The following is a 26,218-nucleotide window of genomic DNA, read 5'->3' on the forward strand; positions in this document are numbered from 1 at the left end:
TAGACTCGGGGATTGTTCGTGGTCTGGCCGAGAGGCGGGGGTAATCGTGTTCAAGTGGGGCATGTTGAGCGTGGCATTGGCATTGAGCGGCGTCGCCGATGCACAGACGAAGGAAACGGTGGACCTGGACATGGTCAGCCGCATCCGCCAGGAAGCCTTCCACCGGTCACAGGTGATGGCGACCTTCAGCCATCTGACCGAGCAGATCGGTCCGCGGCTGACCAATTCCCCCGCGATGGGCGAGGCCAATACCTGGACCCGCAGCAAGTTCAACGAGTGGGGCCTGGTCAATGTGCATGACGAGGCCTTCGATGCGTTCGGCCGCGGCTGGGAGTTCAGCAACGCCAGCGTGGAACTGCTGAGCCCGCGCGTGGCGCCGCTGTATGCGCTGCCGAAAGCGTGGACCCCCGGCACCCATGGTCCCGTGGAAGGCGAGGTGATCAAGGTCGAGATCAAGAAGCTGGCCGACCTGGATCAGTACAAAGGCAAGCTTGCCGGCAAGATCCTGCTGCTCAACGATGCGCGCGATTACGAGCGGGCGACCCAATCCGATTCGCACCGCCACGATGATGCCGGCCTGGCCGAGCTGCAGGTGTTCGCGGTGCCCAAGGACGTCGCCGATGCCAAGGCCGACCGTGCCAAGAAGGCCAAGGAATACCTGGAGAAGCAGGAGCTGACCCGCGCCACCAACGCCTTCTTCGCCGAGCAGGGCGTGCTGGCCACGATCAGCATCAGCGGCTGGGACAACGGCATCATCCGCGTCGGCGGCGGTGGTTCGCGCAAGGCGGGTGAGCCGGTCGGCGTGCCCGAGCTGGCGATGATGGCCGAGCACTACAACCAGCTGGTGCGGGCGGTCGACCAGAAGCAGGCCGTCAAGCTGCGGGTGAATGTCGACGCCCGCTTCACCGACGAGCAGGACCAGCCCGGCTACAACACGCTGGCCGAGATCCGCGGCAGCGGCAAGGCCGATGAGATCGTGATGCTGGGCGCGCACATGGATTCCTGGCACACCGGCACCGGTGCGGCCGACAATGCCGCCGGTGTGGCGGTGATGATGGAGGCCATGCGCATCCTCAAGGCGGTCGGCGCCAAGCCCAAGCGCACCATCCGCGTGGCGTTGTGGAGTGGCGAGGAGCAGGGCCTGATCGGCTCGCAGGACTATGTGTCCAGGCATTTCGCGCGCTACCCCGAGCCGACCGACCCGGCGCAGCTCAAGCTGCCGGCCTCGATGCGCGAGCCGACCGGGGCCCTGCAGCGCCAGCGCGACTACGACAAGTTCTCGGCGTACTTCAACATGGACAACGGCTCGGGCCGCTTCCGCGGTATCTACGCGCAGGAGAACCTGGCCGCGGTGCCGATCTTCGAGGCGTGGTTGGCCCCGTTCCATGACGTGGGCGCGACCACCGTGGCGACCCGCAATACCGGCAGCACCGACCACATCGCGTTCGACCGCGTCGGCCTGCCCGGATTCCAGTTCATCCAGGACCGGCTGGACTACTTCACCAACGTCCACCACAGCAACCTGGACACCTGGGACCACGCCGAGCCCGAGGACCTGAAGCAGGCGGCGGCAATCGTGGCTTCGTTCGTTTACAACGCGGCGATGCGCGATGAAAAGCTGCCGCGCAAGCCATTGCTGACGCCCTGAGGGCTGCCGCGTGGGCCGCTTGGAAAGGGCGGCCCGCGCCAACCCGGGCACGGAGTGCCCGGTTTGCGGCCGGGGCGGGGTAAAATTGCCGGGATTCCGTTTCCCGCCCTGAGCCCCCCATGACCTGCCGCACCCGTTTTGCCCCCAGTCCCACCGGCTACCTGCACATCGGTGGCGCCCGCACGGCGTTGTATTGCTGGCTGGAGGCCCGCCACCGCGGCGGCGAGTTCGTGCTGCGCATCGAAGACACCGACCGCGAGCGCAGCACCCAGGGCGCGATCGACGCGATCCTGGAGGCGATGGAGTGGCTGGGCCTGGGCTATGACGAAGGCCCGATCTACCAGACCCAGCGCGTGGCCCGTTACCAGGAAGTAGCCGAGCAGCTGGTCGCGCAGGGCAAGGCGTACTACGCCTACGAAACCAAGGAAGAACTGGACGCGATGCGCGAGGCCGCCATGGCCAGGCAGGAAAAGCCGCGCTACAACGGCGCCGCACGCGATCTGGGCCTGCCGTACAAGGATGATCCGAACCGCGTGATCCGCTTCAAGAATCCGCTTGAGGGCACCGTGGTGTTCGACGATCTGATCAAGGGCCGCATCGAGATCGCCAACAGCGAGCTGGACGACATGGTGATCTTCCGTCCGGACGGCTTCCCCACCTACAACTTCGCGGTGGTGGTGGACGATTGGGACATGCGCATCAGCGAGGTCATCCGCGGCGACGACCACATCAACAACACCCCGCGCCAGATCAATCTGTACGAAGGCATCGGCGCGCCGGTGCCGAAGTTCGGCCATATGCCGATGATCCTGGACGAGCAGGGCGCCAAGCTGTCCAAGCGCACCGGCGCGGCCGACGTGATGCAGTACAAGGACGCCGGCTACCTGCCCGATGCACTGCTCAGCTACCTGGCCCGCCTGGGCTGGTCGCATGGTGACCAGGAGCTGTTCAGCCGCCAGGAGCTGATCGATCTGTTCGATGTGACCAACTGCAACTCCAAGGCGGCGCGCCTGGACATGGCCAAGCTGGGCTGGGTCAACCAGCACTTCCTGAAGACCGAAGCGCCGGCGGATATCGCCCCGCACCTGGTCTACCAGCTGAACAAGCTGGGCCTGGATCTGAGGGCTGGTCCTGCGCCGGCGGACGTAGTAGTGGCGCTGCGCGACCGCGTTCAGACGCTGAAGGAAATGGCCGAGAAGGCGGTGGTCTGGTACCAGCCGCTGACCGCGTACGACGACGCGGCGGTGGCCAAGCACTTCAAGCCGGGCGCGGAACTGGCGCTGGGCAAGGCCCGCGAGCTGTTGGGCGCGGCCAGCGAGTGGACGGTGGAGAGCGTCTCGGCAGCACTGCACGACGTTGCCACGGCGCTGGAGATCGGCATGGGCAAGGTGGCGCAGCCGCTGCGCGTGGCCATCACCGGCACCCAGGTCAGCCCGGACATCTCGCAGACGGTGTTCCTGGCCGGGCGTGAAGAGGCCTTGAAACGCATCGAGGCCGCACTCACTAAAGTACCGACGGCCTGACCACAGGAGACCGCGCATGTCCGCAAAGACCGCTTGTACCGCTCCGCACCATCATGTTCACGATGCTTCCGACTTCGTGAAGGTGGTCGAACGCGTGTGCTCGGAACGCGGACTGCGGCTGACGCCGATCCGCGCGAACGTGCTGCGCCTGATCGCCGAGGCCGGCAAGCCGGTCAAGGCGTATGAGTTGCTGGAGTGGGTGCGCAATGGCAAGGGCGTCGGTGCGGACGCCCCGCCGACGGTGTACCGCGCGCTGGATTTCCTGATGGCCAATGGCTTCGTGCACAAGCTGGAGTCGGTGAATGCCTTCGTGGCGTGCCACCATCCGAGCAGTGCGCAGCATTCGGTGCCGTTCCTGATCTGCAACAGCTGCCACAGCGCGGTGGAACTGGAGGACAAGGAGATTGTCAGTCAGCTGGAGAAGCGGGCGAAGGAGCTGGGCTTCCAGCCGCAGGCGCAGACCCTGGAAGTGCACGGGCTGTGCGCGCGGTGTGCCGGGTAAGGCAGGTGCCGACCGGGTGGAGTTGCATCGGCCGGTAGGTACCGATCGGGGGGTGCTGCATCGGCCGGTAGGTACCGACCGTTGGTCGGTACGCTATTGATGGTGAAAAGCCGCGCATCTGCGCGGCTTTTTTCGTTTCCGCGCCAGAGCAGGTGTAAAGCGGCCACTCTGTTCCCCTCAACCGAAGCGAGCCGGGCAGCCTGGAGCGGGACGCGCCGTAAACCCATCCATGGGGGCTCGTGAGCCGCATCCATGCCGCTGCAACGGTCCCGTTCCAGGCTGCCCGACCCGCTTCCCGACGGTTTCGGACCGGGGTGGGGAAGGCGATGGCGCTCTGCGCGCGGGCGCGTTAGGGCTTCGCAGCGGTCGGCTCTCGCCCTTCGGCGGCGGTATCCACTCTGACGATCACCGACATGCCGGGGCGCAGGCGCGGGGCCAGCGGTTGATCGGGGTCGATGGCGATGCGGATCGGCAGGCGCTGGACGACCTTGGTGAAGTTGCCGCTGGCGTTGTCCGGGCGCAGGACGCTGAATTCGGAGCCGGTGGCCGGGGCGATCTGTTCAATGTGGCCATGCAGTTTCTGGCCGTCGAAGGCATCCACGGAGAAGGTGGCTGGCTGGCCGATGCGCATCTTCCAGGTCTGCCCTTCCTTGAAGTTGGCGACCACCCACAGGGTATCGGGGACCAGGAACAGCAGCTGCGAACCGGCGGTGACGTACTGCCCCAGGCGCACCGAGGCTTCGCTGACCTGGCCGTCGCGCGGGGCCTGGATCACCGTGTTGGCAAGATCGATCTTCGCCAGTTCCAGCTGGGCCTGGGCGGTTTCGACGCGGGCTTCCAGGCCCTTGCGGGCGACCTGGGTGGAGGTCAGGGTTTCTTCGGCGATGCGGATCTGTGCCTGCGACTGCAGCACGCTGGCCTGCGCGGACTGGGTGGTGGTGCGAAACTTGTCGCGGTCGTTGAGGGCGACCAGCTGCTGGGCGGCGAGTTCTTCGTAGCGTTTGAGTTCGGTGCGCGAGCGCGAGAGTTCGGCCTGGCCGGCGGAGAGGTTGGCCTGGGCCGCCTGGATCTGCGCGCGGTTCTGCGCCTGCGATTGATCGGAGTTGGCCAGCGCGGCCTTGGCGCTGTCCAGGTCAGCTTCGGCCTGGACGACTTTCTCGCGGTAGATGCGGTCGTCGATGCGCAGCAGCGGTTCGCCTTGCTTGACGTGCTGGAAGTCCTTGACCAGCACCTCGGTGACATAGCCGTTGACCTGTGGCGCGAGCACCGTGATCTGGCCGCGGACGTAGGCGTTGTCGGTGGTCACCCGCGAGGTTTCGAACGGCCACAGCGACCACGCGCGCAGGATCAGCGCGATGCCGATCAGTGCGATCACGATCATGATGATCACGCTGCGCAGGCTCGGCTTGAGGTACTTGGGCACGCCCGAGGGCGCGGCTGCGGGCGGCGGCGCAGGGGCGGGCGCGGCGTCGGTCGGCGGCGGCGGGTTGACGTTTTCCGGGGCGGTGTCGTCGTGTGGGGGTTGGGTCGACATGGGCGGGCTCATCGGGGCGCGACGCTGCCAGGCGTCGGCGCGGAAAGGGGAGGTGTCGGCGCGTGGCGTTTGCGCCATTGCTTGAGCACGGCGGTGCGGACCGCCAGCAGCAGCAACCAGCCAAGGAAGGCGAGGGCGACGCGGCCGCTGAGTGCGAACACATCATTGAAGGCGCGCACGTTGGCTTCGCGGCGGGTGATCTGCGCCAGCTGCGCGGTGCCCTGCGCGCTGCGCTGCACCGGGTCGGTGATCAGCCTGGCGTAGAGCTGCTGTTGCTGTTTCAGGCGTTGCGCGACCACGTTGTCAGCCGGATCGAGCTGGCTGACCAGCGCACCGGAATACACCTGCTCGCGATGCAGTTGATAGGTGCCCAGTACCGCCGAACCGGCCAGGCCGCCCAGGGTCTGGGTGATGGAGAGCGTGACCAGGAAGGTGATCATGTGGTCCACGCCCTGCTTCAATGCCTGGGTGATGCCGAGCATGATCAACGGCCCCATGAACATGCCGGCGCCGACCGAGGCCAGGAACTGGCTGGCGAAGAAGTCGTGGGGGCGGTCCTGGCTGGTGCGGCTCTGGTCGAGCAGGGCGGCGCTGCCGAGCAGCAGGATCGCCATCAGCAGCTGCGGGATCAGCCGCTTCGGTCCGAAGGTCAGCGCACTGGCGGCGATGCCGGTGACCACGCCGGCCAGGATCACCGCGAACAACGGACGCATCTGGTCCGGTCCCATGCCGAGCGTGCGCATCAGGCCGACCACGCCATAGGACTGCTCGGTGGTCAGGAAGCGGATCAGGAACGCCCCGATGATGAAGTGGATCACCGGCAGGCTGGCCAGCCACCGGGTCTGCAGCAGCGGGTTGCGGCGGTAGTGTTCGATGATGAATGCCGTCGTTGACAGCGCGATCGAGGCGACCAGTGCCCAGCCCAGCCAGGGCGTGTCCAGCCACCAGCGCGTATAGCCCTGCGCGAGTACGACCACGAGCAACCCGACGGCGGGGGCAAGCAGGGCAAAGGTGAGGAAGTCCAGCGGTTCGAAGGCCTTGATCTGCGCGCCCGGTGGCAGCTTCAGCACGACCACGGCGGCGAACGCGCACAGCGCCAGCCCGGCCTCGAACAGATACAGGTTGTGCCATTGCCCGGTGTCGACCAGGCCAGGGGAGACCAGCCAGGCGATCGGCACGGCCAACTGCGCGATGCCGACGCCGACCACCAGCAGGTTGCCGGTGTATTTGCGTGGCAGCGACTGCAGCATGTACAGCGTGCCCAGGGTGCTGCAGGCCGCGCCAGCAAAGCCGCTGGACGCGCGCATCAGCACGGTGGTTTCAAAGGTGCCGACGAACAGATGCAGCACCGCCAGCGCGGCATACAGGCCAAGCCCGATCTCGGCGAACAGGCGGATGCCGTACTGCTGGCGGAATTTGAACGCGAGCAGGTTGGCGGTGACGTTGACCATCGCGTAGGCGGCCACCAGCCAGCTGCCCTGCGCCGGGGTCAGCCCGAGCTGGCCCTGCAGGAACGGCAGGTTGGCGCTGACCAGCGCATTGCCCAGACCGCCGGTGATGCCGACCAGCAGGGCAACCAGGGCGTAGGCGAGGCGGCGGTGCGGCGGATGCCACGGCATCGAGGCCGAGCCCGGCAGGGTCGGCTTTTCATGCTCTTCCCAATCCGGAACCGGCTTGAGGTACTGCGGCATCATCCCTCCCCGTCGGCAGGCCCCCGCAATCCGCCACGCAGCAATTGCAGGGCGCGCGTGGCCAGCCGGGCGCGTTCGTCACGCGTCTTGCCACGCAGCGCAGCTCCCAGCATGCCTGAGATGAGTGAAATGTCCGTCGTTTCCAGGTCCGGGCGGCACAGGCCGGCGGAGATGGCGCGGGCGATCGGTTCGCGCAGGAGTTCGTAGATGGTCTCGCGCGCGGCCCGGATCGGTATCTGGTCGGGATCGACGGCGCGCCAGTAATCCGACAGCGCGGGCGACTGGACGATCCGGTTGGCCATGCCTTCGAGCACCTCGAACAGCGCGTCGTCGCGATCGCCGAGGGTCTGCACCTGGCGCGCGATGCGGTTGACGGTGCGCTGGAGCAGCGCCTCGACCAGCGCGGTGCGGTCGGGGAAGTTGCGGTACAGGGTGGCGCGGCCAACCTGCGCCCGTTCGACCACGAGGTCCAGCGGGGCGGTCACGCCATGCTGACCGAATACGGCATCGGCAGCGTCGAGGATCTGGGCACGGCGGGCGGCCGCGTCGGCACGTTGGGTAGGCATGCGCGCATCATCGGACACAACTGTCCGGCGCGGAAGGGGGTATGTCGGTTTCGGCGCGCGATGGTTGGCGTGCGCTGGGCAATGTCGAAGGCGGGTGAGCTCAGCGCGGTGCGGGCATCCCGTGGCAGCCCAGGCGCGCCTCGCGGATCGGCAGGTTGATCAACGCTGCGACCACCGCCAAGGCCATGTCGGCGTACCACATCCACAGATAATTGCCGGTGTGGGCCAGCGCCAGGCCGCCCAGCCACGCCCCGAAGAAGCCACCGAGCTGGTGCGAGAGCAGGGTCAGGCCGAACAGCGTCCCGAGGTAGCGCGGGCCGAACAGCTTGCCGACCAGGCCGGCGGTGGGCGGCACCGTGGCCAGCCAGGTGAAGCCGAGCGCGGCGGAGAAAATGTAGAAGGTGAGCGGCGTTGGCGGTGCAACGAGGTACACGCCGATCATCACGGCGCGGCTGGCGTACATCCAGAACAGCAGGTATTTCATGCGGTAGCGCTGGCCGAGCGCGCCGACGATCAGGCTGCCGGCAACGTTGAACAGGCCGATCAGGGCGATCGAGGACGATGCGACGGTGGGTGAGAGGCCGCACAGGGCGATCTCGCCGGGCAGGTGGGTGACCAGGAAGGCAATGTGCAGACCGCAGGTGAAGAAGCCCAGGTGCAGGTACCAGTAGCTGCGGTCGCGGGCGGCAATGCGCAGTTGCGCGACCAGGCCGCCGTCGTCGGCGGACCCGGCCGTGTGCGCATGGTCGCCGGCGCGACGCCGCAGCGGCCAGGCCAACGGCAGCGAGAGCAGGGTGATGACGGCCATGGTGAACATGGCGCGGGCCCAGCCGGCGGTGCCGATGATCCATTGGACGAGTGGGGCGAACACGAACTGGCCCAGCGAGCCGCCTGCATTGATGAGGCCTGCGGCGAAGGACCGTTTTTGCGCGGGCAGGCGGTGGGCGGTGGCGCCGATCAGCACCGAGAAACTGCCGGCACCGGCACCGGCCGCCATCAGCAGGCCGAGGGTGAAGGTCATCCCCAGCGGGCTGGTCAGCAGCGGCGCGAGGAGCAGGCCGGCGGCGAGCAGGAGCGCGCCGAAGACAAGCACGGGCAGGGCGCCACGCTGGTCGGCGACGGCACCGAAGACGGGCTGTACGGCACCCCACACGAACTGGCCGATGGCCAGCGCGAAGCTGATCTCGACGATGCTGACCCCGGTGCCGCGATGGATGGGGTCGACGTAGAGGCCGGAGGTCTGGCGCACGCCCATGGTGACCATGAGGATGGCGGAGGCGGCGACCAGCAGGCCCCAGTGCATGGTCGGTGCCCGGGTCGCGGGGGTGGACGTGCTCATGCGTCGGCTCCGGCAGGCAGGGCGAGGTCGAGTTGGTCCAGCAGAGTGTTGAGGCGTGCGGTCGGTGCGGGGCCGAACGTGGTTTCGACCTCCTGCTGCGCACGCTGCCAGAGCGGCCGGGCACGGCGCAGGCAGGCCTTGCCGGCGGGAGTGATGACGATCAGGCGCTGCCGCGCATCCTCGCCACGGCGCTGTTCAAGCCAGCCGGCGGTGAGCAGGGGCTTGAGATTGCGGGTGAGCGTGGTGCGGTCCATGCCAAGCGCGTCGGCAAGCTCGCCGAGCTGCCGCGGTTCGGGCGCGCGGCGCAGGATGGAGTAGGCGTTGAGGCTGAGCCCGGCGGGAGCGAGGTGGGCGTCATAGATCTGCGACAGCCGGCGGGCGGCGCGGCGCAGGCGGAAGCAGGTGCAGGGGCTGTGGGGCAGCGGGTCCATGGAGGGGGCGCCGGGGTCGGGTGGAGGATGATACGTGCATATGCACGTAGTTAGTCAAGCCACAAAAAAGGGGGCCTTGCGGCCCCCTCGGGTCAAATGTCCACCCGGTCAATCGATCAGAAGTAGGCGCGGATGCCGAAGGCGACGCCGCGACCCGGCAGCGGGGAATAATCGCGCAGCAGCGAGGTATGCGGACGCACTTCGCGGTTGGTCAGATTGCTGCCGTCCAGGAAGACTTCGTAGCTGTTGCTGTCGGTGCGGTCCCAGCGGTAGGCAAAGTGGGCGTCGACCAGCGTGTAGCCGTTGCTCGGGTCTTCGTTCTGGGCCACGTCCTTCTGGCTGCTGTAGCGCACCGCGCCGACCGAGGCGCGCCAGCCGTCCCTGGACCAGCGCAGGTCGGCGCCGACGCGGCCCGGGGCGATGCGCGGCAGGTAGCCGGTGTTGGCGAGGTCCACGGTGTAGTTGTGGTTGTGGTCGCCGTGCGGGACGGCGATGTCGACGCTGCGGCTGCCGCTGCCGTCCAGTTCGGCTTTGACGTAATCGCCGAATACGCGCAGGTCCCAGTCGCCGCCGCTGCCTTCGAAGAGATGGAACAGGGCTTCGGCTTCGGCGCCCTTGAAGGTGGCGTCCTGCTGGGTCCACAGGCGCACCGGCAGCGATTCGACCACGCCGGTGTCGGCCAGGTAGATGAAGTCCTTGAACTTGGTCTGGTAGATCGAGGCGGAGAAGTCGACGCGGTCGCTGTGGGTGTGGATGCCCAGTTCGACGCGCTGGCCGCGTTCGGTCTTCAGGTTGGCATCGCCGATTTCCAGCGAGCGGGTGGCGATGTGCGCGCCGGCGGCGTAGAGCTCTTCGTTGGTCGGGGCGCGCTCGGAGCTGTCGATCCCGAAGCGCAGGTCGACGGCGTCGTTGAGCGTCCAGATACCGGCGGCGGACAGGTTGGTGGCGTCGAACTTGCGGGCGCGGTAGTCACCGGTCGGGTCGAGCTTGACCTGGTCGTGGCGGCCACCGAGCTCGAGCTTGAACGGGCCGAACCGCTTTTCCTGCAGCACGAACAGGCCCAGGTTCTTGGTGCCGGTATCCGGTACGAAGGCTTCTTCGCCCCTGGCGCCGAAGTCGCTGTTGCCGAACTGCAGCCCGAAGGCGCCGTCCCAGCCACCGATCTGCTCCTGCACCGCTTCCAGGCGGCCCTCGATGCCGCGGTTGGTGAAGCGGGTGGCCGGGGTGCCGGCTTCCAGCTCGGTGTGTTCGTAATCGGTGTATGCCGTGCGCAGGTTGATGTTCTTCAGGAACGAGGTCGGCTGGTAGATGCCGCCCTTGGCTTCGAAGCGGTTCTGCACCATGTCGATGCGCACATCGTGCTCATCGCCTTCTTCCTCGTCGCCATGGTCGTGATCGTGGTCATGACCATGGTCGTCGTCGGCATGCACGTGGGCGCCGTTGGGAATGCCGTAGTTGGTGCGATAGGTGCTGGCCGAAATGCCGAAGTAGCCCTCGTCACCGAGCCAGGTGGCACCGACGCCGCCGGCGCGGGTGCGGACCGAACTGTTGTCGAGGCGGCCGCGGCGCGGCTCGTCGGTGTCGCCTTCCTCGTGGTCATGGCCGCTGTGGTCTTCCAGGCCATCGATCACGGCATAGCCGGGGATGCGGTAGTCGTCGCCATTGCGGACCAGGCCATCGACATGCAGCACCACGTTGCCGCTCACACCATCCAGGCGGAACATGCCGCTGCGCTCGTCATTGACCGAATTGCCACGCAGTTCGGCCCGGCCGCTGAGCGGGCGGTCCGGCAGTTCGCGGGCGATGCGGCCATCGACCACGTTGACCGCGCCGCCGATCGCGCCGCTGCCGAACAGCAGGGTGGCCGGGCCCTTGAGTACTTCGATCTGGTCGGCCAGGAACGGCTCGATGCTGGTGGCATGGTCGGCGCTGACGGTAGAGGCGTCCATGTTGCCCATGCCGTTGGACAGTACTGCCACGCGCGGGCCTTCCTGGCCGCGGATGATCGGGCGGCCGACGCCGGGGCCGAAGAAGGTGCTCTGCACGCCGGGCAGCTTGGCCACGGTGTCGCCCAGGGTGCCGGCCTTCTGCTCGTCCAGGCGTTCACCGGCCAGTACGTCGACCGGGCGGGCCAGCGACTCGGCATCGCCCTGCAGCGGCGAGGCGGTGACCTTCACGGTGGACAGTTCGGTCAGGTGGCGGTCGCGGTGTCTGCCGTCGTCATCGGCGGCCATCGCCAATGAGGGCAGCATCGCGGCAGCAAGGGCCAGGGACAGGGCGTGGGGTTTGAGCAGCAGGTAGCTGGAGCGCATAGGGCAAGGGCCTTCGGTCAATTGTTACAATATATCAATGGTAGGGCGCGCGAATCCCGTAACGGAACGGGGGAGGGCAGATCAGGGGGAGGCAGGGAGCGCGTCGGGATTGATGTTATATTATTCCATAACGCTTCGCCGACCCTGCTGGAAGTCATGCCCCTGTTCGCTCGAGTTCGCCATCTGCTGGATCGTTTCGGTGCCACCGGTTCACTGCTGTGTGCCGTGCACTGTGCCGTGCTCCCGGTGCTGTTGGCCGCAGCGCCGTCGCTGGGCTTGTCGGTCTGGATGAGCGACGGAGTGGAGCTGGCGTTGGTCAGCTTCGTGACCCTGCTCGGGCTGTTCAGCCTGGTCTGGGGCTGGCGGCGGCATGGTGCGCTGCGCGCGCTGGGTTTCCTGATCCCGGGCCTGGGCGCCTTGTGGGCGGGGCTGCTGTATGCGCCGTTGCACCACTCGGCGGTGCCGCATGCGGTGGTGATGACCTTGGGTGGCGTGCTGGTCGGCGTGGCCCACCTGGTCAATCTGCGGCTGAACCACGGCCACGTCCATGACGCCAGCTGTGCTCATTGAGAGCGCGCATGGTAGGCTTTCCGATCGTGCGCGGGGGCGCCTGAGAGGGCGGCCCCGCCGAACCCGTGTCAGTACGGGGTAATCAGATTTCGCAGCATTCAGACTAAGGAGTTACGACATGGGTAAGGGTGACCGCAAGACCGCCAAGGGCAAGCGCTACAACGCCAGCTACGGCAATTCGCGCTCGCACGCCGTGAGCAAGGTGGCCGTGGGCGCAGCTGCGCCGGTCGCCAAGAAGACCGTGACCAAGGCGCCGGCCAAGAAGGCCGTTGCCAAGAAAGCGGTGGCCAAGGCCGGCTGATCCAGCCAGGCGGGTCCATGAAGAACGCGGCGCTTGCGCCGCGTTTTTTTTGCCCGGGTTGCGGCCGCGGGTCAGCGCAGCGCAGGCAGCAGCCGCTCCGCATCGCCGTCATTCGGTGCCGCCGGAATGCCGAGCAGGCGGGTCATCAGCGGATAGACATCCACGTTGTCGAATCCCGGCAGGGTCTTGCCCTGCTGGAACGACGGGCCGCGTGCGATGAACACCGCGCGCATCGAGGGCAGCGCATTGTCGTAACCGTGCGAACCGCGGTTGCCGGGCTTGCGCGTGGCGATGCGATCACGGGTCAATGCATCCCACCCTTCGTGCATCTGGCACAGGATCGGGGGAATGCGCGGGTTGCTGCCGTATGCCCAGCGCGGCGGCAGGGCGTCGCGGCGCCAGCAGTCGTAGCGCGCGTGCGCGCCGAGCAGGACCTTCTCGGCCTGGCGCTGTTTGCCCGGCAAGGGGGCAAACCCGACCGACTGACCCACCGTGACTTCCTTGGCGATGGCGGGATCGACCATGTCTTCGGTAGCGATGACCTGGCCGTCCGGCACGGCCGCCATGCCATGGTCGGAGACGACGATCAGGTTGGTGCTGTCGGCCAGGCCGCGTGCCTGCAGACCTTCGAGCAGGCGGCCGATGGCACTGTCCACCTCGCCGATCGCCGCGGCGTACTCCGGCGACTCCGGGCCATGGTCGTGGCCGGCATGGTCGACCTGCTCCATGTACAGCGTGACCAGGCGTGGCGCCTGTGCGTCGGTCTGGCCGAGCCAGCGGAGCACCTGGTCGACGCGGTCGGGCAGGGTCACCTTGCTGTCGTATTCGCGCCATTGGCTGGGACGTACGCCCTGGATCGCTGCCTCGCTGCCGGGCCACGACAGGGTTGCGGTATGCACGCCGGCCTTCTCGGCGCCGACCCAGATGGGTTCGCCGCCCCACCAGCGGGCATCGGTGACCGCCTCGCGCCGGTTCAGGCGGAAGCTGCCCAGTTCGGCTTCTTCCATGCTGTTGTGGATGATGCCGTGGTGGTCCGGGCGCAGCCCGGTGACGATGGTGTAGTGATTCGGGAAGGTCAGGGCCGGATACGACGGCGTCATCCACTGCGCACGCACGCCGCTGTCGATGATCCGCGAGAGGTTGGGGCTGAGGCCGCGGTCGAGCATGTCCGCACGCAGGCCATCGATGGACACCAGCAATAGTCTGGGCGGGGTTGCCGGGGCGTCGGCTGCAACACTCGCTGCGGGGACTGCGGGCGGCGGGGTGGAGGGTGCGGTGGCGCAGGCGGCCAGCGACAGAGCGGCGACGAGCGCCAGCGGAAGGCGGACGGAAATCATCGCGACATGATAGTGCGTGGTGGTGACGCGTCGAAGACAACCGATGGCATACGTCGTCGTCGACGCGTGACGTGCTACGCGAACAGTGACTCGCGTCTTGCTTCCAGTTGCAGCAGGGCCGCCTTGGTTTCCAGCCCACCACCGAACCCGGTCAGCGCACCGCTGGCGCCGATCACGCGATGGCAGGGCAGCACGATCGGCAGCGGATTGCGGCCATTGGCGGCACCGACCGCGCGGCTGGCGGTGGGGTGATCGATGTGCCGCGCCAGTTCGACGTAGCTCCAGGTCCGGCCGAAGGGGATGTCGGCCAGTGCCTTCCACACGCGCAGCTGGAAGGGCGTGCCGTGCGGGGCGAGCGGCAGGTCGAATCGCACGCGCTCCCCGCGCAGATACTCCAGCAGTTGGCCGCGTGCGCCGCGCAGTGCATGCGCATCGCGCTGCCAGTGCTCGCGGCCTTTGGCGTCGTACCGGTTGTTCTCGAACAGGATGTGATGGATGCCCTGGCTGTCACCGGCGACGGTGAGCGCGCCGATCGGGCTGTCGAAGGTGTCGTAGAGCAGGCTCATGAGGTGACTCCCGGAGCAGGGGTGGCCAGATGCCACAAGTGGAGGACGGCGTAGGCACGCCAGGGACGCCAGGGCTGTGAACGTGCCTCGGTGGCGCGTTCGCTCAATCGCGTGTCGCCGCCCAGCACCTGTTGCAGCACCAGGTCGCCCGCGGGGAAGGCATCGGGCAGCGCCAGGGCGCGCAGCGCCATGTACTGCGCGGTCCACGGGCCGATGCCGGGCAGGGCGACACAACGTTCAACGAAGTCGGTCAGTGACTGGCCGGCACCGAAATCGAGCCGTCCGTCGACCACCGCCTGGGCCACGGCGCGCACGGTGGCGGCGCGGGTGCGCGGCAGGCCGATGCTTTCCAGCGCAGCCTGCGCCAGCACCTCCGGCGTGGGAAACTGACGGTCAAGCCCGGTCGGCATGCCGTCAAGAGTGGCGCCGAAGCGGTCCACCACCCGACGTGCCAGGGTGGCCGCCGCGGCGACGCTGACCTGTTGGCCCAGCACGGCGCGCACGGCGACTTCGAATCCATCCCAGCCGCCGGGCACGCGCAGCCCCGGGCGTTGCGCGATGCCGGCGGCGAGCAGCGGATCCTGCGCCAGCGTGGCATGCACCATGCGCAGGTCCGCATCCAGGTCGAAGATGCGTCGCACGCGGCGGACAATGCCCGGAATCGCACGCGGATCGACCTGGCCCAGCTGCAGCAGCAGTTCAGGCCGGCGCGGGTCTGCGCTGACGCGCAGCAGCGAGGGCCCTTCGGGCGGTCCGATCACGCGCTGGTAGCTGTCCTCGCCGATCTGCTCGATGCCGGGAATCGCGCGGCGGCGCAGGAAGCCGAGCATCGCCGTGAAATCCAGCGGCGGTCGATAGCCCAGGCGCAGGGTCAGCGCACCCTCGGTAAGGGCGCCGCGCTGGCGCCGGATCGCGGTCGGCGGCATGCCGCAGCCGTCCACGAAGGCAGCATTGAACCGGCGCAGGCTGTTGTAGCCCGAGGCCATGGCCACGTCGGTCACCGGCAGGGCGGTTTCGGTCAGCAACTGCTTGGCCAGCAGCAGCCGGCGGGTGGCATGGATCTGCGCCGGCGCGGCGCCCAGGCGGGCGACGAACAGGCGCTGCAGCTGGCGCGCACTCAGGCCCACCCGTGCCGCCAGATCCGCGACCGGCGCATCCTGCAGGTACCCATCATGGATCAGTGCCAATGCGCGCTGCAGGGTTTCGTTGTTGAGTATGTCCTGGGCTTCCGGCGCCAGCTCGGGGCGGCAGCGCAGGCACGGGCGGTAGCCGGCCGCCGCGGCGGCCGCTGCGGTGGGGTAGTACGTCACGTTGGACGGCTTCGGCGCCGGCGCCGGGCAGACCGGACGGCAGTAGATGCCGGTGCTGCGCACGGCAGTGAAGAACACGCCGTCAAAGCGCGCATCGCGGGCGAGGCGGGCACTTTCGCAGGCGGTGTGGTCCAGGGGCAGGGCGGTCTCCATGGGGGCCAGTCTATGCCCGGCGGTCGGCGCTGGCTCGCCATTTTCGGACAGCAATGCCGGGCCGGCGTCGCCCGGTTCAGGACAGGTTGCCGCGCCGCGCCGGTCGCGCACTAGACTGTGCATCCGCGCTCGTTCTGCCGCGCATTCCCCCTGCAAGGATTCCGGGTTGTCCATGTTGCTCAAGTCGTGGTGGTTGCCGTTGTTGTGCCTGGGCCTGGCCGCGTGCAGCCAGCTGGAGAACCCGGGCAATGTCACCGCCGCCGACAAGGCGGTGCGGGCACAGACCGCCGATGGCGACCACATGGTGTCGATCAACGCGGCCGACGCGCCACCACCGCCGCCGCCCGCGCCCAAGCGGGGCGACCTGAGCTGGCCGCAGGCCGCGCTGGAAAACGGCAAGGCCTGGATCAGCTGCGACACCGACTACGCCGGTGAGGCCGGCGATGGTGCGCCGCTGGAGGCGCTGGACCGGGCCAGCATCGATGCCGCGCTGCAGCCCTGCGCCGAGCGCGGCCTGCTGCGCGTCCGTTACGTGGGCAAGATCAATCCCGGCTTCTCGGAGCTGGTCGCACGGCTGGCCGTGGTCGCCGATGCGCAGCGGATTTCCCGGCGCATCCTCGACCTGGATTCCAGTGGTGGGCAGGTCGAAGCCGCCATCGTTGCCGGCGACCGCATTGGCGAATCCAACTGGACCATCTGGGTGCGTGAAGGCTCGGTCTGCCACAGCGCCTGCGTGTTCGTGCTCGCGGCCGGGGACAACCGGCTCGTCTCGGGCAAGGTCGGCATCCATCGCATGATGCGGATCAGTTCGAAGGCGACCTCGCGTGCCGAACTCAACCGCGAACTCCACGAGGTCTACGACAACGTGAAGGATTATCTGCAGCGCAACGGCGTGGCGGTGGGCGTGGCCGACCTGATGATGACCGTGCCCAACCGCAGCCTGCGGTTGTTGACGGCCGAGGAGCTGCGTCAGTTCGGGCTGGATGGCACCAATGCCGTGCAGGACGACCTGGAGCGGATCAAGCAGATGCGCAAATGCGGGGATGCGTTCGTGCGCCGCAAAGATGCGTTCCTGGTCGCTTTCGATCAGGAGTGCAAGCGCGAGGGCAGCGAGCTGGAGGCCGTCAACAGCTGCGGGCAGGCGCTGAAGCAGCGCTTTGGTTTCCCCGACGAGACGTGCCCGGACGAGAGCCCGCTGTCGGAAATCGACGTCTCCACGCTGCTGCCGACCACGGTGGCCCCGGAGCAGCCGGCAGCAGCGGAGCGCACCCTCGGCGATGCCCGCCCAACACCGGCGGAGGCCGCCGGACGCAACTGACGGAGGACTCACGTCCTTCCCGTAGACTGGGTCCGTTCCTTCCAGCCAACGGTGTCCTGATGCGTGTTCCGCTGCTGCTGTTGTCCGCCCTGCTGCCTTTCGCCACGCTGGCGCAGACGCCGCCACCGCCGGCCACGCCAGCGCCCGCCCCGGCCCGGCCGGCGCCCGCCGCCGCCCCCTCGGCGCGCCCGACGCTGAGCCCCGCGCAGCAGGCGCAGGTGCAGAAGCAGGACGCTGAAATGACCGCTGCTGCGCTGCAGGTCGCGCACCTGGTGGATGGCAACCGCGCCGGCGAAGCGTGGAAAGGCGCGTCGGCCGTGGCCAGGAAATCGGTCACCGAGCAGGCCTTCGTCAGCCAGCTCAACGCGGATCGCCAGCGCCTTGGCGCCCTGGCCTCACGTGGCCAACCGGTGGTGACCCGGGTCAAGTACGCCGCCGGGGCGACCGTGCCCGAAGGGCTCTACATCAACGTCAGTTTCCCCACGCGCTTTGCCAACAGTGCGCAGCCGGTGCGCGAACTGGTCTCCTTCCGGTTCGATGAGGACCGTGTCTGGCGCCTGGCCGGCTACAGCGTGCGTGCCGCTACCCCCTGACTGCCGGAGCTGCGCAGATGAGTATCGAGATCCAGATGCTGGTGTGGTCGATGCTGCTGGGCATCGTGCACGTGTTCGCGCCCTCCACGTTGATCACCCGCGAGCGCGGCATCGGCTGGAACGCCTCCGCGCGTGATCAGCCGATGCCGCCGCCGGGGCCGCTGGCCGGGCGCCTGCAGCGTGCCCAGAGCAATTTCATGGAGACCTTCCCGTTCTTCGCCGCCGCGGTGCTGGCGGTGGTGCTGACCCAGCGCCAGGACGGGCTCACCGCCGTGGCCGTGCAGCTGTATTTCTGGGCGCGCCTGATCTATCTGCCGTTGTACGCCGCCGGAGTGCCGTACCTGCGCAGTCTGGTGTGGCTGGTGTCGCTGCTCGGGATCCTGATGCTGCTGTGGGCGTTGCTGTGAACCGGCGCTTGCGCCCCTGATCCAGATCAAGGACGGCGCCGGTGACGCGGCGCTAAGCTGCACCGGACACGTAACGGCAGGATGGGATCATGCAGTCTGTGGATGTGGTGGTAGTGGGTGCCGGGCCGACCGGCTTGTGCTTCGCACGTGCGCTGGCCGATAGCGGCCTGAGCGTGGCCCTGGTCGAACAGCAGCCGCGCGCGGCGCTGGCCGAAGCCGCGTTCGACGGCCGCGAGATCGCCCTGACCCACGCCTCCCGCCAGATCCTGGCATCGCTGGGCCTGTGGGCGCAGCTCGATCCAGCCGAGATCTCCCCGCTGCGCGACGCCAAGGTGATGGACGGCGGCTCGCCGTTCGCGCTGACCTTCGCCGCGCACCAGCGCACGGGAGATGACCTGGGCTGGCTGGTGCCCAATCATCTGATCCGTCGTGCCGCCTGGCAGAGCGTGCAGGGCCAGGCCGGGCTGGAGATCGTGGACCAGGCCAGCGTGAGCGCCGTCACCCCTGGCCCCACATACAGCACGGTCACCCTCGCCGATGGCCGCCAGTGGGCCGCGCGCCTGGTGGTCGCCGCCGACAGCCGCTTCTCGGCGACCCGCCGCCTGCTCGGGATCGGCGCGCAGATGCGCGACTTCGGCAAATCGATGCTGGTGTGCCGGATGCAGATCGAGGTGCCGCACCAGCACACCGCCTGGGAATGGTTCGGCTATGGCCGCACCATGGCGCTGCTGCCGCTCAACGGCGATCGGGCGTCGGCGGTGATCACGCTGCCGCCGCGCCAGATCGCGGGGTTGATGGCCCAGGACGAGGGTGACTTCGGCCGCAGCATCAGCAGCTTCTTCGAACATCGGCTGGGCGCGATGCGTCCGCTGGCCAGGCCTGTGGCGTATCCACTGGTGGGGGTCTATGCCCACGCATTTGCTGGTGATCGCTGCGCGTTGATCGGCGATGCCGCCGTCGGGATGCATCCGGTCACTGCCCATGGGTTCAACCTGGGGCTGCAGAGCCAGCATCGGCTGGCCGGGATCGTGCGCAGGGCGGCGGCTCAGGGACGCGATATCGCCACACCGTCCGGCCTGGCTGCGTACGAGCGCGGGCACCGGCTGGCCTCGCGCCCGCTCTATGAGGCGACCAATGCGATCGCCTCGCTGTACACCGATGACCGCCTGCCGGCACGGCTGCTGCGCCGGGCCGGGCTGCGGCTGGCGCACGGCGTGGCCCCGTTCCGCCAGTTGATCGCGGCCCACCTGACCCAGCGCGATACACTGCGCTGAGCAAGGCCGGGCAGGTCAGGGCGCGTCGCTGTCGGCGATCACGTGGATGACGGTGTCGGCGAACTGCACCTGCTGGCCTGCGCGGATCTTGCATGCCTTGCGCAGTTCCACCGCACCGTCGACCAGCACCTGGCCGTCCCCGATCACGGTCTTGGCTTCGCCCCCGCTGGTGACCAGGTCGGCCAGCTTGAGCAGCTGCTTGAGCTCGACGTAGTCGCGGTCCAGTTCGAATTCGAGGGTCTGCATGAAACGGGTATCCTGGGAAGGGGCGCGGGCGTCGGGCCCGGCCGGGGAGGGCGCGTATTGTGCGCCAGCGCGCGGCAGAACGGGATCCACGTGGCAATCTGTACACGTTGTTCAGGAACGATGCGGTATCATCGCCCCCTGAGTGAGTGAATTCTCCTCCGACCGAGCAGCGCCAGGGCACGCGATAAGAAAGGGCGCCCAAAGCGCGGACCATCCCCCTTTTTTATCTCACTGCCGCGTAAAACGGCAGTGCTTCGGAGTTTCCCATGTCCCAAGAATCCCCCGCGCCGCTGCTGTTCGCAGACCTCGGCCTGTCCGACGCTGTGATGCAGGCCGTCGCCACCGTCGGTTATGAAACCCCGTCACCGATCCAGGCGGCCACCATTCCGGCCATGCTGGAAGGCCGTGACGTGCTGGGCCAGGCCCAGACCGGTACCGGCAAGACCGCCGCCTTCGCGCTGCCGGTGCTGTCCAACCTCGATTTCAACCAGACCAAGCCGCAGGTGCTGGTGCTGGCGCCGACCCGCGAACTGGCCATCCAGGTCGCCGAGGCGTTCCAGACCTATTCCTCCGGCATTCCCGGCTTCCGCGTGCTGCCGGTCTACGGCGGCCAGCCCTACGGCCAGCAGCTGCAGGCCCTGCGCCGTGGCGTGCACGTCATCGTCGGCACCCCGGGCCGTGTGATCGATCACCTCGAGCGCGGCACCCTGGACCTGTCCGAGCTGAAGACGCTGGTGCTGGACGAAGCCGATGAAATGCTGCGCATGGGCTTCATCGACGACGTCGAAGCCGTGCTGAAGAAGCTGCCGGAGACCCGCCAGGTCGCCCTGTTCTCGGCCACCATGCCGTCGCAGATCCGCCGCATCGCGCAGACCTACCTGAAGAACCCGGCCGAAGTCACCATCGTCAGTAAGACGACGACCTCGGCCAACATCCGCCAGCGTTACTGGTGGGTGAGTGGCATGCACAAGCTGGACGCCCTGACCCGGATCCTGGAAGTGGAGCCGTTCGACGCGATGATCATCTTCTCGCGTACCAAGGCGGCCACTGAAGAACTTGCCGAGAAGCTGCAGGCGCGTGGCCTGGCCGCGGCCGCCATCAACGGCGACATGCAGCAGGCCCAGCGCGAGCGCACCATCGGCCAGCTGAAGGAAGGCAAGCTGGACATCCTGGTCGCCACCGACGTGGCGGCCCGTGGCCTGGACGTGGAGCGCATCAGCCATGTGCTGAACTACGACATCCCGTACGACACCGAAAGCTACGTGCATCGCATCGGCCGCACCGGTCGTGCCGGCCGCACCGGTGACGCGATCCTGTTCGCCACCCCGCGCGAGAAGGGCATGCTGCGTGCGATCGAGCGCGCCACCCGCCAGCCGATCGAAGAGATGCAGCTGCCGAGCGTGGACGCGGTCAACGACACCCGCATCACCAAGTTCATGAGCCGCATCAGCGATGCGCTCGATGCCGGTGGCACCGAGTTCTACCGCGATCTGCTGCAGCGCCTGGAAGCCGAAAAGAACGTCCCGGCGATCGACATCGCCGCTGCGCTGGCCAAGCTGCTGCAGGGCGATGCTCCGTTCCTGCTGACCCCGCCGGTGCGCGGTGCCCGTGAAGAGCGTGCGCCGCACCAGCGCAACGATCGCAACGACCGCGGCGAGCGTCCGGCCCGTTTCGAGCCGCGCTTCGAGCGTGGCCCGCGCCGTGAAGATGATCGTGGTCCGCGTCCGCCGCGTGCGGAAGGCGAGTTCGGCAGCGATGGTGGCTTCGAGCGCGCGCCGCGCCGTGACATCGCCCCGCGCGGTGCCGCCGAGCCGGGCATGGAAACCTTCCGCATCGAAGTGGGCCACGTGCACGGTGTGAAGCCGGGCAACATCGTTGGCGCGATCGCCAACGAAGCCGGCCTGGAAAGCCGTTTCATCGGCCGCATCGACATCCATGACGACTTCTCGGTGCTGGACCTGCCGGCCGAAATGCCGCAGGACCTGCTGACCCACCTGAAGAAGGTGTGGGTCTCGGGCCAGCAGCTCCAGATGCGCAAGGTCGAGCCGGGTGAGGACCTGACCCCGTCGGCGCGTCCGCCGTTCAAGCCGAAGTTCGGCCAGGGCAAGCCGCGTGGTCCGGGTGGCCCGCGCAGCGGCCCCGGCGGTAACGACCGTCCGCCGCGTCGTGACGGCTTCAAGCCGCGCGGTCCGCGCAACTTCTGATCGCCGCCGGGTGATCGCATCGACGCCAGCCTCCGGGCTGGCGTCGTCGTTTCCGGACCCGGGCGCCGGCCTCGGGGTTTCGCGCCGTTTCAACAGTGCTGGCCCTAGCCTCAGGGTTGGACCATGCTCCAATGGAATGAGTTTCCACATCCGCAGCCCCGGGGGGATCGGCGATGTCTGGAGGTCGCAGGGAGAATGGCGGCACCGCGATACCGTATTCAATGCGGGGGTTGACCCTGCGCTTCGTGTTGCTGACCGGCACGGCGATCGGCCTGGTCGGGATTTCCGCCCTGATCCAGGAACTGCAGGCCGCCTCCACCGCGTGGATCATGGGCCAGAGCCACTGGTCGCGTGGCCAGCAGCAGGCCACCCACGCGCTGTCCCGGTACATCACCTCTGGCGACCCCGGGGACCTGGGCACGACCCGGCAGGCACTGCGGGTGCCGTTGGGTGATCTCGCTGCCCGCCGTGCACTGGAGCAGGCCGATCCGGACATCGCCGCGGCACGCCAGGGCTTCATCGAGGGGGGAAACGCCCACGGCGACATCAACCGCCTGATCCTGTCCTACCGCTACCTGCGCGACCAGCCGTACTTCCGCGACGCGGTGCGCCTGTGGCGCGATACCGACGACGACCTGCTGCAACTGGTGGCGATCGCCGACCGGGTCCAGGCCGGGCATGCCGCGGGCAGCCTCAGCCCAGCGGTGCAGCACGCCCTGCTGCACCGGGTGCAGGCGCTGGACGTGGGCATGCAGAACCAGGCGCGTGCGTTCTCCAGTGCCCTGCTGCATACCGCGGCGATGGTGCGCATGACCACCTTCATCGTCGGTGGGCTGTCGGTGCTGGCGATCACCCTGATCGCGGTGCTGCTGGCGCGCCGCGTCCGCAACGACCTGACCGAACAGGAAAGCCGTTTCCGCGCGGCCTTCTACCAGGCCACGGTCGGGATGCTCAAACTCGATGAAGACGGCGGCATCGTCGAGGCCAACCAGGCCATGGCCGATATCCTCGACCACCGGCGCGAGGCGCTGCTGGGTCTGTCGCTGGCCGATCTGCTGGTGGAAGGCGAGCTGATCCTGGACGCCCACGGCAGGATCGATTGGCCCCGGCAGCTGCGCCCGGGCGAGCTGCGCTTCCTGCGCTCCGATGGCAGCCTGATGTGGGGGCGCTGGAGCGGGACGGTGGTGCATACCCGGGCACGTGCGCCCACGGTGTTCGCGCTGGTCGAAGATGTCTCGCAGAACCACGCGCTGGCGCGCGAGGTGGAACACCACGCCAGCCACGACCCGTTGACCGGCCTGATCAATCGGCGCGAGATCGAGCGGTTGCTCGAGGAGGCGCTGCTGGCGGTGCGCGCCGAGGGCGGGACCCATGCACTGTGCTACATCGATCTGGACTACTTCAAACTGGTCAACGACGGGCTCGGCCATGCCGCCGGCGATCAGCTGCTGCGCAGTTTCGCCGACTACCTGGTGGGCGCGGTGCGCGATGGGGACTGGGTCGGCCGCCTGGGCGGCGACGAGTTCGCGCTGTTCCTGGCCAACGCCGGCCAGGAAGAAGCCAAGCAGGTGCTGCAGCGGGTGATCCGCACGCTGGGCCAGGTCAGCGTCCACCATGGCGACGGCGCGCCCCGCGTGAGCTGCAGCGTCGGCGTGGTCGAGGTGACCGCCGAGGCACCGGACGTGAACTGGTTGATGAGCGCGGCCGACAGTGCCTGCTACGCGGCCAAGGAAGCAGGCCGCAACCGCGTGCATTGCTACAACGAGAGCCGCATGGCGCTGGACGAGCGTCGGCGCGAAGCAGAGCGGCTGGCCAATGTCTCCAGTGCGATGGCCGAGAACCGCATGCTGCTGTACGCCCAGCGCATCGAGCGGGTCGGCGATCCGGAGTTCCTGCACTATGAAGTGCTGGTACGCATGCGCAGCCCGGAAGGTGCGCTGCAGGGACCGGCCGAGTTCATGGGCGCAGTGGAGCGTTACGGGATGGGGATGGCGCTGGACCGGCACGTGCTGTCCCTGTTGTTCCGGCACCTGCAGGTCTGCCCCAGCCATGTGCAGCAGCTGGGCCTGTGCAACGTCAATGTATCGGCGCAGTCGATCGCTGAACCGAGCTTCCTGGCCTTCGTCACCGATCTGCTGGAACGCAACCGGGGGCTGGCGCGCAAGCTCTGCTTCGAGATCACCGAAACCGCGGCGGTCAGCAATCTGGCCCAGGCGCGCGCCTTCATCGACGCCGTCAAGGCACGCGGCTGCCGCATGGCGCTGGATGATTTCGGCTCGGGGCTGTCCTCGTTCGGTTATCTGCGCCAGTTGCCGGCGGACATGCTCAAGATCGACGGCGTCTTCGTGCGCGACATGAACCTGGATCCGGTCAACCGCGCCGCGGTGCGCGCGATCACCGAAGTCGGCCGCGAGCTGCACATGATGGTGGTCGCCGAGTGGGTGGAATCGGCCGTGGTGGCCGACCAGCTCGCGCAGATGGGCGTGGAGGGCCTGCAGGGGTATGCCATCGAGCGACCGATTCCGCTGGAACGGATGACCCAGCTGGCGATGCGGCCGGTAGGCGCGGGTCGCCCGTCCGAGGCCTGGCGGGGCATGCCATGATGCGATAATCGGCGCCGACGGTTGCGGACACGGTGTGCGCGGACGATCACGGGCGGGCAGGGCGCAGGCGTGAGCAACGGGGGTGGTGGGTCAATCGGGTGGGTGGCGCTGGCGCTGCTGCTGTGGCTGTTGCCATGGGGCGTGCAGGCCGCGCCGCGCGTGGGGCAGGACTTCCTGCTGCTGGGCGCGGCCACCGATGAAACGACGCCGCAGCGCGCCTGTACCGCGGATGTGCTGGCACGCCACCAGGAAGTGCTCTCGATCCCGGCGCCGGCCGCCGGCTGGTCGGGCAAGCCCCAGGCCGTGGATGTGTTCGGGGTCCTCACCGGCGAGGTCCGCATCAGTCACGGCGACCGCGAGATCTGCGGCAGCATGCACGATGCCCGCACGCGCGATTCGCGCTTCCGCGCCGGGGTGGGGCTGGTGGTGGTGCCCGCGGAGGGCGACCACGAACCCATCGTCGTGTCCTGGACGCGCCCGCTGAAGGCCCGCTGGGTGCCGACCATCCAGCTGGGTGCGCCCAGCCCGGTGCAGCAGAACGATACGGCCCGGCTGCTGGTGCGCGCGGCCTGCATCGCGGTGGCGATCGCGCTGGCGCTGTCGGCGTTGATGGGCTGGGCGACCACCCGTGACCGCTCGTTCCTGGTCTATGTGGGGGCGTGTTTCGTGTTCGTGCTCTGGCAGGCGGTGCTTGGCGGGCTGAGCGGCTACCCCGAGCCGTGGCTGCCGGTGCAGGACCGGGCCTCCTGGTGGCTGGTCGCCCTGACGGCATTCAGCGAGGCGCTGCTGTTGCCGATCCTGTGGCGACTGAGTGGCGGCGACCGGCGCTGGCCGCGCTCGCGACCGGCGCAGCACGCCGTGCTGTGGGGGCTGATCGCGATCGGACTGAGCGTGCCGCTGTGGGGGCTGGACGGGTTGGGCAGCGTGGCCTTCCTACTGGAGTGGGCGTTCCTGGCGGTGTGTACGCTGTGCCTGGGCGCCGGCCTGTGGGGGCTGTGGCGACGTGATGCGCATGCCGTGCCCGGACTGGCGGCGCTGGCTCCCTGGTGGATCATGATCGTGGCCGATGCGCTGGATGCGCGCTGGCTGGTGGCCTACCGCATCGAGGCGCTGCAGCTGTCCGCCACCTGGTTCCTGATGATGGCCGCGTACGCATTGAACCTGCGGCTGGGCCGGCTGCGCCGCCAGCGTGATGAAATGCGCCAGCTGGCCGACACCGACATGCTCACCGGCCTGCCCAATCGCCGTGCCGGCCTGCGCTTGCTGGCAGAGTATCTGGACCGCGCGCGCCAGGAACCGCATGCGCTGGCGATCGGCTTCCTGGACATCGATCTGTTCAAGGACATCAACGACCAGTTCGGGCATGAACTGGGCGACCAGGTGCTGGTCGCCGTGGCGCGCGCGCTGCGTGGCTCGGTGCGCAATCACGACGATGTGATCCGGATGGGCGGTGAAGAGTTCCTGGTCCTGCTGCCCGGGGCCGGCCATGCCGCGGCGGTGGCCCGGCTGGAGGCGGTCCGCCAGCAGGTGGCGGCGGTGACCCAGGCGCTCGGCATTCCGGGCCTGAACGTGTCGGCCAGCATCGGCCTGGCGGTGCTCAAGCCCGGCAGCGACGACCTGGCCGCACTGCTGCGCCGGGCCGACCACGCGATGTACTGCGCCAAGCGCAACGGCCGCAACCAGATCCACGATGGCGAACGCACCACGACCGCCGGCGAGCCGCTGCCGGCCTGAACCGCCAGCGCGCGGAAAAACGCAGCGCGGTCCGCCTTTTGCCCGATAATGGGCCG

General features: G+C 68.3%; 22 protein-coding genes. 12 read left to right on the forward strand and 10 right to left on the reverse strand.

All coding sequences use genetic code 11. The features are described from left to right. Nucleotides 1–61: 61 nt before the first annotated feature. The 3 genes from AC07WC_RS09190 to AC07WC_RS09200 all read left to right on the forward strand — a co-directional run bounded on the left by AC07WC_RS09190 (nt 62) and on the right by AC07WC_RS09200 (nt 3,673). The gene (locus AC07WC_RS09190) at nt 62–1,648 is read left to right on the forward strand and encodes a M28 family metallopeptidase (protein WP_495209931.1); all 1,587 of its coding nucleotides are present in this window, start codon (nt 62–64) and stop codon (nt 1,646–1,648) included. Between the two features lie 119 nt (nt 1,649–1,767). Continuing rightward, a complete protein-coding gene (gene gltX / locus AC07WC_RS09195; protein WP_495209739.1) occupies nt 1,768–3,171 on the forward strand; it encodes a glutamate--tRNA ligase in 1,404 nt (467 codons plus the stop codon). Between the two features lie 16 nt (nt 3,172–3,187). Further along, nucleotides 3,188–3,673 (forward strand): Fur family transcriptional regulator, encoded by a 486-nt coding sequence (locus tag AC07WC_RS09200; protein ID WP_019184450.1) that lies wholly within the window; start codon nt 3,188–3,190, stop codon nt 3,671–3,673. Nucleotides 3,674–4,022: 349 nt separating this feature from the next. On the opposite strand, the gene AC07WC_RS09205 is transcribed toward AC07WC_RS09200, so the two are convergent. From AC07WC_RS09205 to AC07WC_RS09230, 6 genes are all read right to left on the reverse strand, one after another. Further along, nucleotides 4,023–5,207, reverse strand: a complete 1,185-nt coding sequence (locus AC07WC_RS09205) for an HlyD family secretion protein (RefSeq protein ID WP_495209740.1) — start codon at nt 5,205–5,207, stop codon at nt 4,023–4,025. An 8-nt stretch (nt 5,208–5,215) separates the two neighbouring features. After that, a complete protein-coding gene (locus AC07WC_RS09210) occupies nt 5,216–6,901 on the reverse strand; it encodes an MFS transporter (RefSeq protein ID WP_495209741.1) in 1,686 nt (561 codons plus the stop codon). Beyond that, a complete protein-coding gene (locus tag AC07WC_RS09215; protein WP_495209742.1) occupies nt 6,898–7,464 on the reverse strand; it encodes a TetR/AcrR family transcriptional regulator in 567 nt (188 codons plus the stop codon). Before AC07WC_RS09215 ends, AC07WC_RS09210 begins: the two co-directional genes overlap by 4 nt. Nucleotides 7,465–7,564: 100 nt before the next feature. Continuing rightward, the gene (locus tag AC07WC_RS09220) at nt 7,565–8,803 is read right to left on the reverse strand and encodes an MFS transporter (RefSeq protein WP_495209743.1); all 1,239 of its coding nucleotides are present in this window, start codon (nt 8,801–8,803) and stop codon (nt 7,565–7,567) included. Next, entirely contained in the window at nt 8,800–9,234 is a 435-nt protein-coding gene (locus tag AC07WC_RS09225; protein WP_495209744.1) for a MarR family winged helix-turn-helix transcriptional regulator, read from the reverse strand. Before AC07WC_RS09225 ends, AC07WC_RS09220 begins: the two co-directional genes overlap by 4 nt. 116 nt (nt 9,235–9,350) lie before the next feature. Then, nucleotides 9,351–11,546: a TonB-dependent receptor gene (locus AC07WC_RS09230; protein WP_495209745.1), complete on the reverse strand. Its 2,196-nt coding sequence runs from the start codon at nt 11,544–11,546 to the stop codon at nt 9,351–9,353. 156 nt (nt 11,547–11,702) lie between these two features. Here AC07WC_RS09230 and AC07WC_RS09235 point away from each other — a divergent pair, with 156 nt between their 5' ends. Beyond that, nucleotides 11,703–12,116 carry a MerC domain-containing protein gene (locus tag AC07WC_RS09235; protein ID WP_495209746.1) on the forward strand — a complete coding sequence of 138 codons (414 nt, stop codon included), beginning with the start codon at nt 11,703–11,705 and terminating at the stop codon, nt 12,114–12,116. Nucleotides 12,117–12,234: 118 nt separating this feature from the next. Continuing rightward, nucleotides 12,235–12,417 carry a 30S ribosomal protein THX gene (locus AC07WC_RS09240; RefSeq protein WP_481477988.1) on the forward strand — a complete coding sequence of 61 codons (183 nt, stop codon included), beginning with the start codon at nt 12,235–12,237 and terminating at the stop codon, nt 12,415–12,417. A gap of 71 nt (nt 12,418–12,488) precedes the next feature. On the opposite strand, the gene AC07WC_RS09245 is transcribed toward AC07WC_RS09240, so the two are convergent. The 3 genes from AC07WC_RS09245 to AC07WC_RS09255 form a co-directional block, all read right to left on the reverse strand. Continuing rightward, nucleotides 12,489–13,754: an alkaline phosphatase family protein gene (locus AC07WC_RS09245; protein ID WP_495209747.1), complete on the reverse strand. Its 1,266-nt coding sequence runs from the start codon at nt 13,752–13,754 to the stop codon at nt 12,489–12,491. Nucleotides 13,755–13,828: 74 nt separating this feature from the next. Further along, on the reverse strand, nt 13,829–14,320 hold the full coding sequence (locus AC07WC_RS09250; RefSeq protein WP_495209748.1) for a methylated-DNA--[protein]-cysteine S-methyltransferase: 492 nt from the start codon (nt 14,318–14,320) through the stop codon (nt 13,829–13,831). Next, a complete protein-coding gene (locus AC07WC_RS09255) occupies nt 14,317–15,783 on the reverse strand; it encodes an AlkA N-terminal domain-containing protein (RefSeq protein WP_495209749.1) in 1,467 nt (488 codons plus the stop codon). Before AC07WC_RS09255 ends, AC07WC_RS09250 begins: the two co-directional genes overlap by 4 nt. A 175-nt stretch (nt 15,784–15,958) precedes the next feature. Between AC07WC_RS09255 and AC07WC_RS09260 the strand changes: the two genes are divergently transcribed. The 4 genes from AC07WC_RS09260 (at nt 15,959) to ubiM (ending at nt 19,375) form a co-directional block, all read left to right on the forward strand. Next, entirely contained in the window at nt 15,959–17,101 is a 1,143-nt protein-coding gene (locus AC07WC_RS09260) for a COG3904 family protein (RefSeq protein WP_495209932.1), read from the forward strand. Between the two features lie 56 nt (nt 17,102–17,157). After that, nucleotides 17,158–17,694: a DUF4019 domain-containing protein gene (locus AC07WC_RS09265; RefSeq protein WP_495209933.1), complete on the forward strand. Its 537-nt coding sequence runs from the start codon at nt 17,158–17,160 to the stop codon at nt 17,692–17,694. A gap of 17 nt (nt 17,695–17,711) precedes the next feature. Further along, nucleotides 17,712–18,101: an MAPEG family protein gene (locus tag AC07WC_RS09270; protein ID WP_495209750.1), complete on the forward strand. Its 390-nt coding sequence runs from the start codon at nt 17,712–17,714 to the stop codon at nt 18,099–18,101. A gap of 89 nt (nt 18,102–18,190) precedes the next feature. Then, on the forward strand, nt 18,191–19,375 hold the full coding sequence (gene ubiM / locus AC07WC_RS09275) for a 5-demethoxyubiquinol-8 5-hydroxylase UbiM (protein WP_495209751.1): 1,185 nt from the start codon (nt 18,191–18,193) through the stop codon (nt 19,373–19,375). A 15-nt stretch (nt 19,376–19,390) separates the two neighbouring features. Here ubiM and AC07WC_RS09280 read toward each other — a convergent pair whose 3' ends face one another. Next, nucleotides 19,391–19,621, reverse strand: a complete 231-nt coding sequence (locus AC07WC_RS09280) for an RNA-binding S4 domain-containing protein (protein ID WP_495209752.1) — start codon at nt 19,619–19,621, stop codon at nt 19,391–19,393. 266 nt (nt 19,622–19,887) lie between these two features. On the opposite strand from AC07WC_RS09280, the gene AC07WC_RS09285 reads away from it, so the two are divergent. The 3 genes from AC07WC_RS09285 to AC07WC_RS09295 all read left to right on the forward strand — a co-directional run bounded on the left by AC07WC_RS09285 (nt 19,888) and on the right by AC07WC_RS09295 (nt 26,162). Next, complete coding sequence (locus tag AC07WC_RS09285) at nt 19,888–21,825, forward strand: DEAD/DEAH box helicase (RefSeq protein WP_495209753.1); 1,938 nt, start codon at nt 19,888–19,890, stop codon at nt 21,823–21,825. A 221-nt stretch (nt 21,826–22,046) separates the two neighbouring features. Further along, the gene (locus AC07WC_RS09290) at nt 22,047–24,428 is read left to right on the forward strand and encodes a putative bifunctional diguanylate cyclase/phosphodiesterase (RefSeq protein ID WP_495209754.1); all 2,382 of its coding nucleotides are present in this window, start codon (nt 22,047–22,049) and stop codon (nt 24,426–24,428) included. A gap of 69 nt (nt 24,429–24,497) precedes the next feature. Then, nucleotides 24,498–26,162, forward strand: coding sequence for a sensor domain-containing diguanylate cyclase (locus AC07WC_RS09295; protein WP_495209755.1), 1,665 nt, complete (start codon nt 24,498–24,500; stop codon nt 26,160–26,162). The last annotated feature ends 56 nt before the right edge of the window (nt 26,163–26,218 follow it).

The sequence above is a fragment of the Stenotrophomonas sp. GW821-FHT01H02A genome, assembly GCF_059422145.1.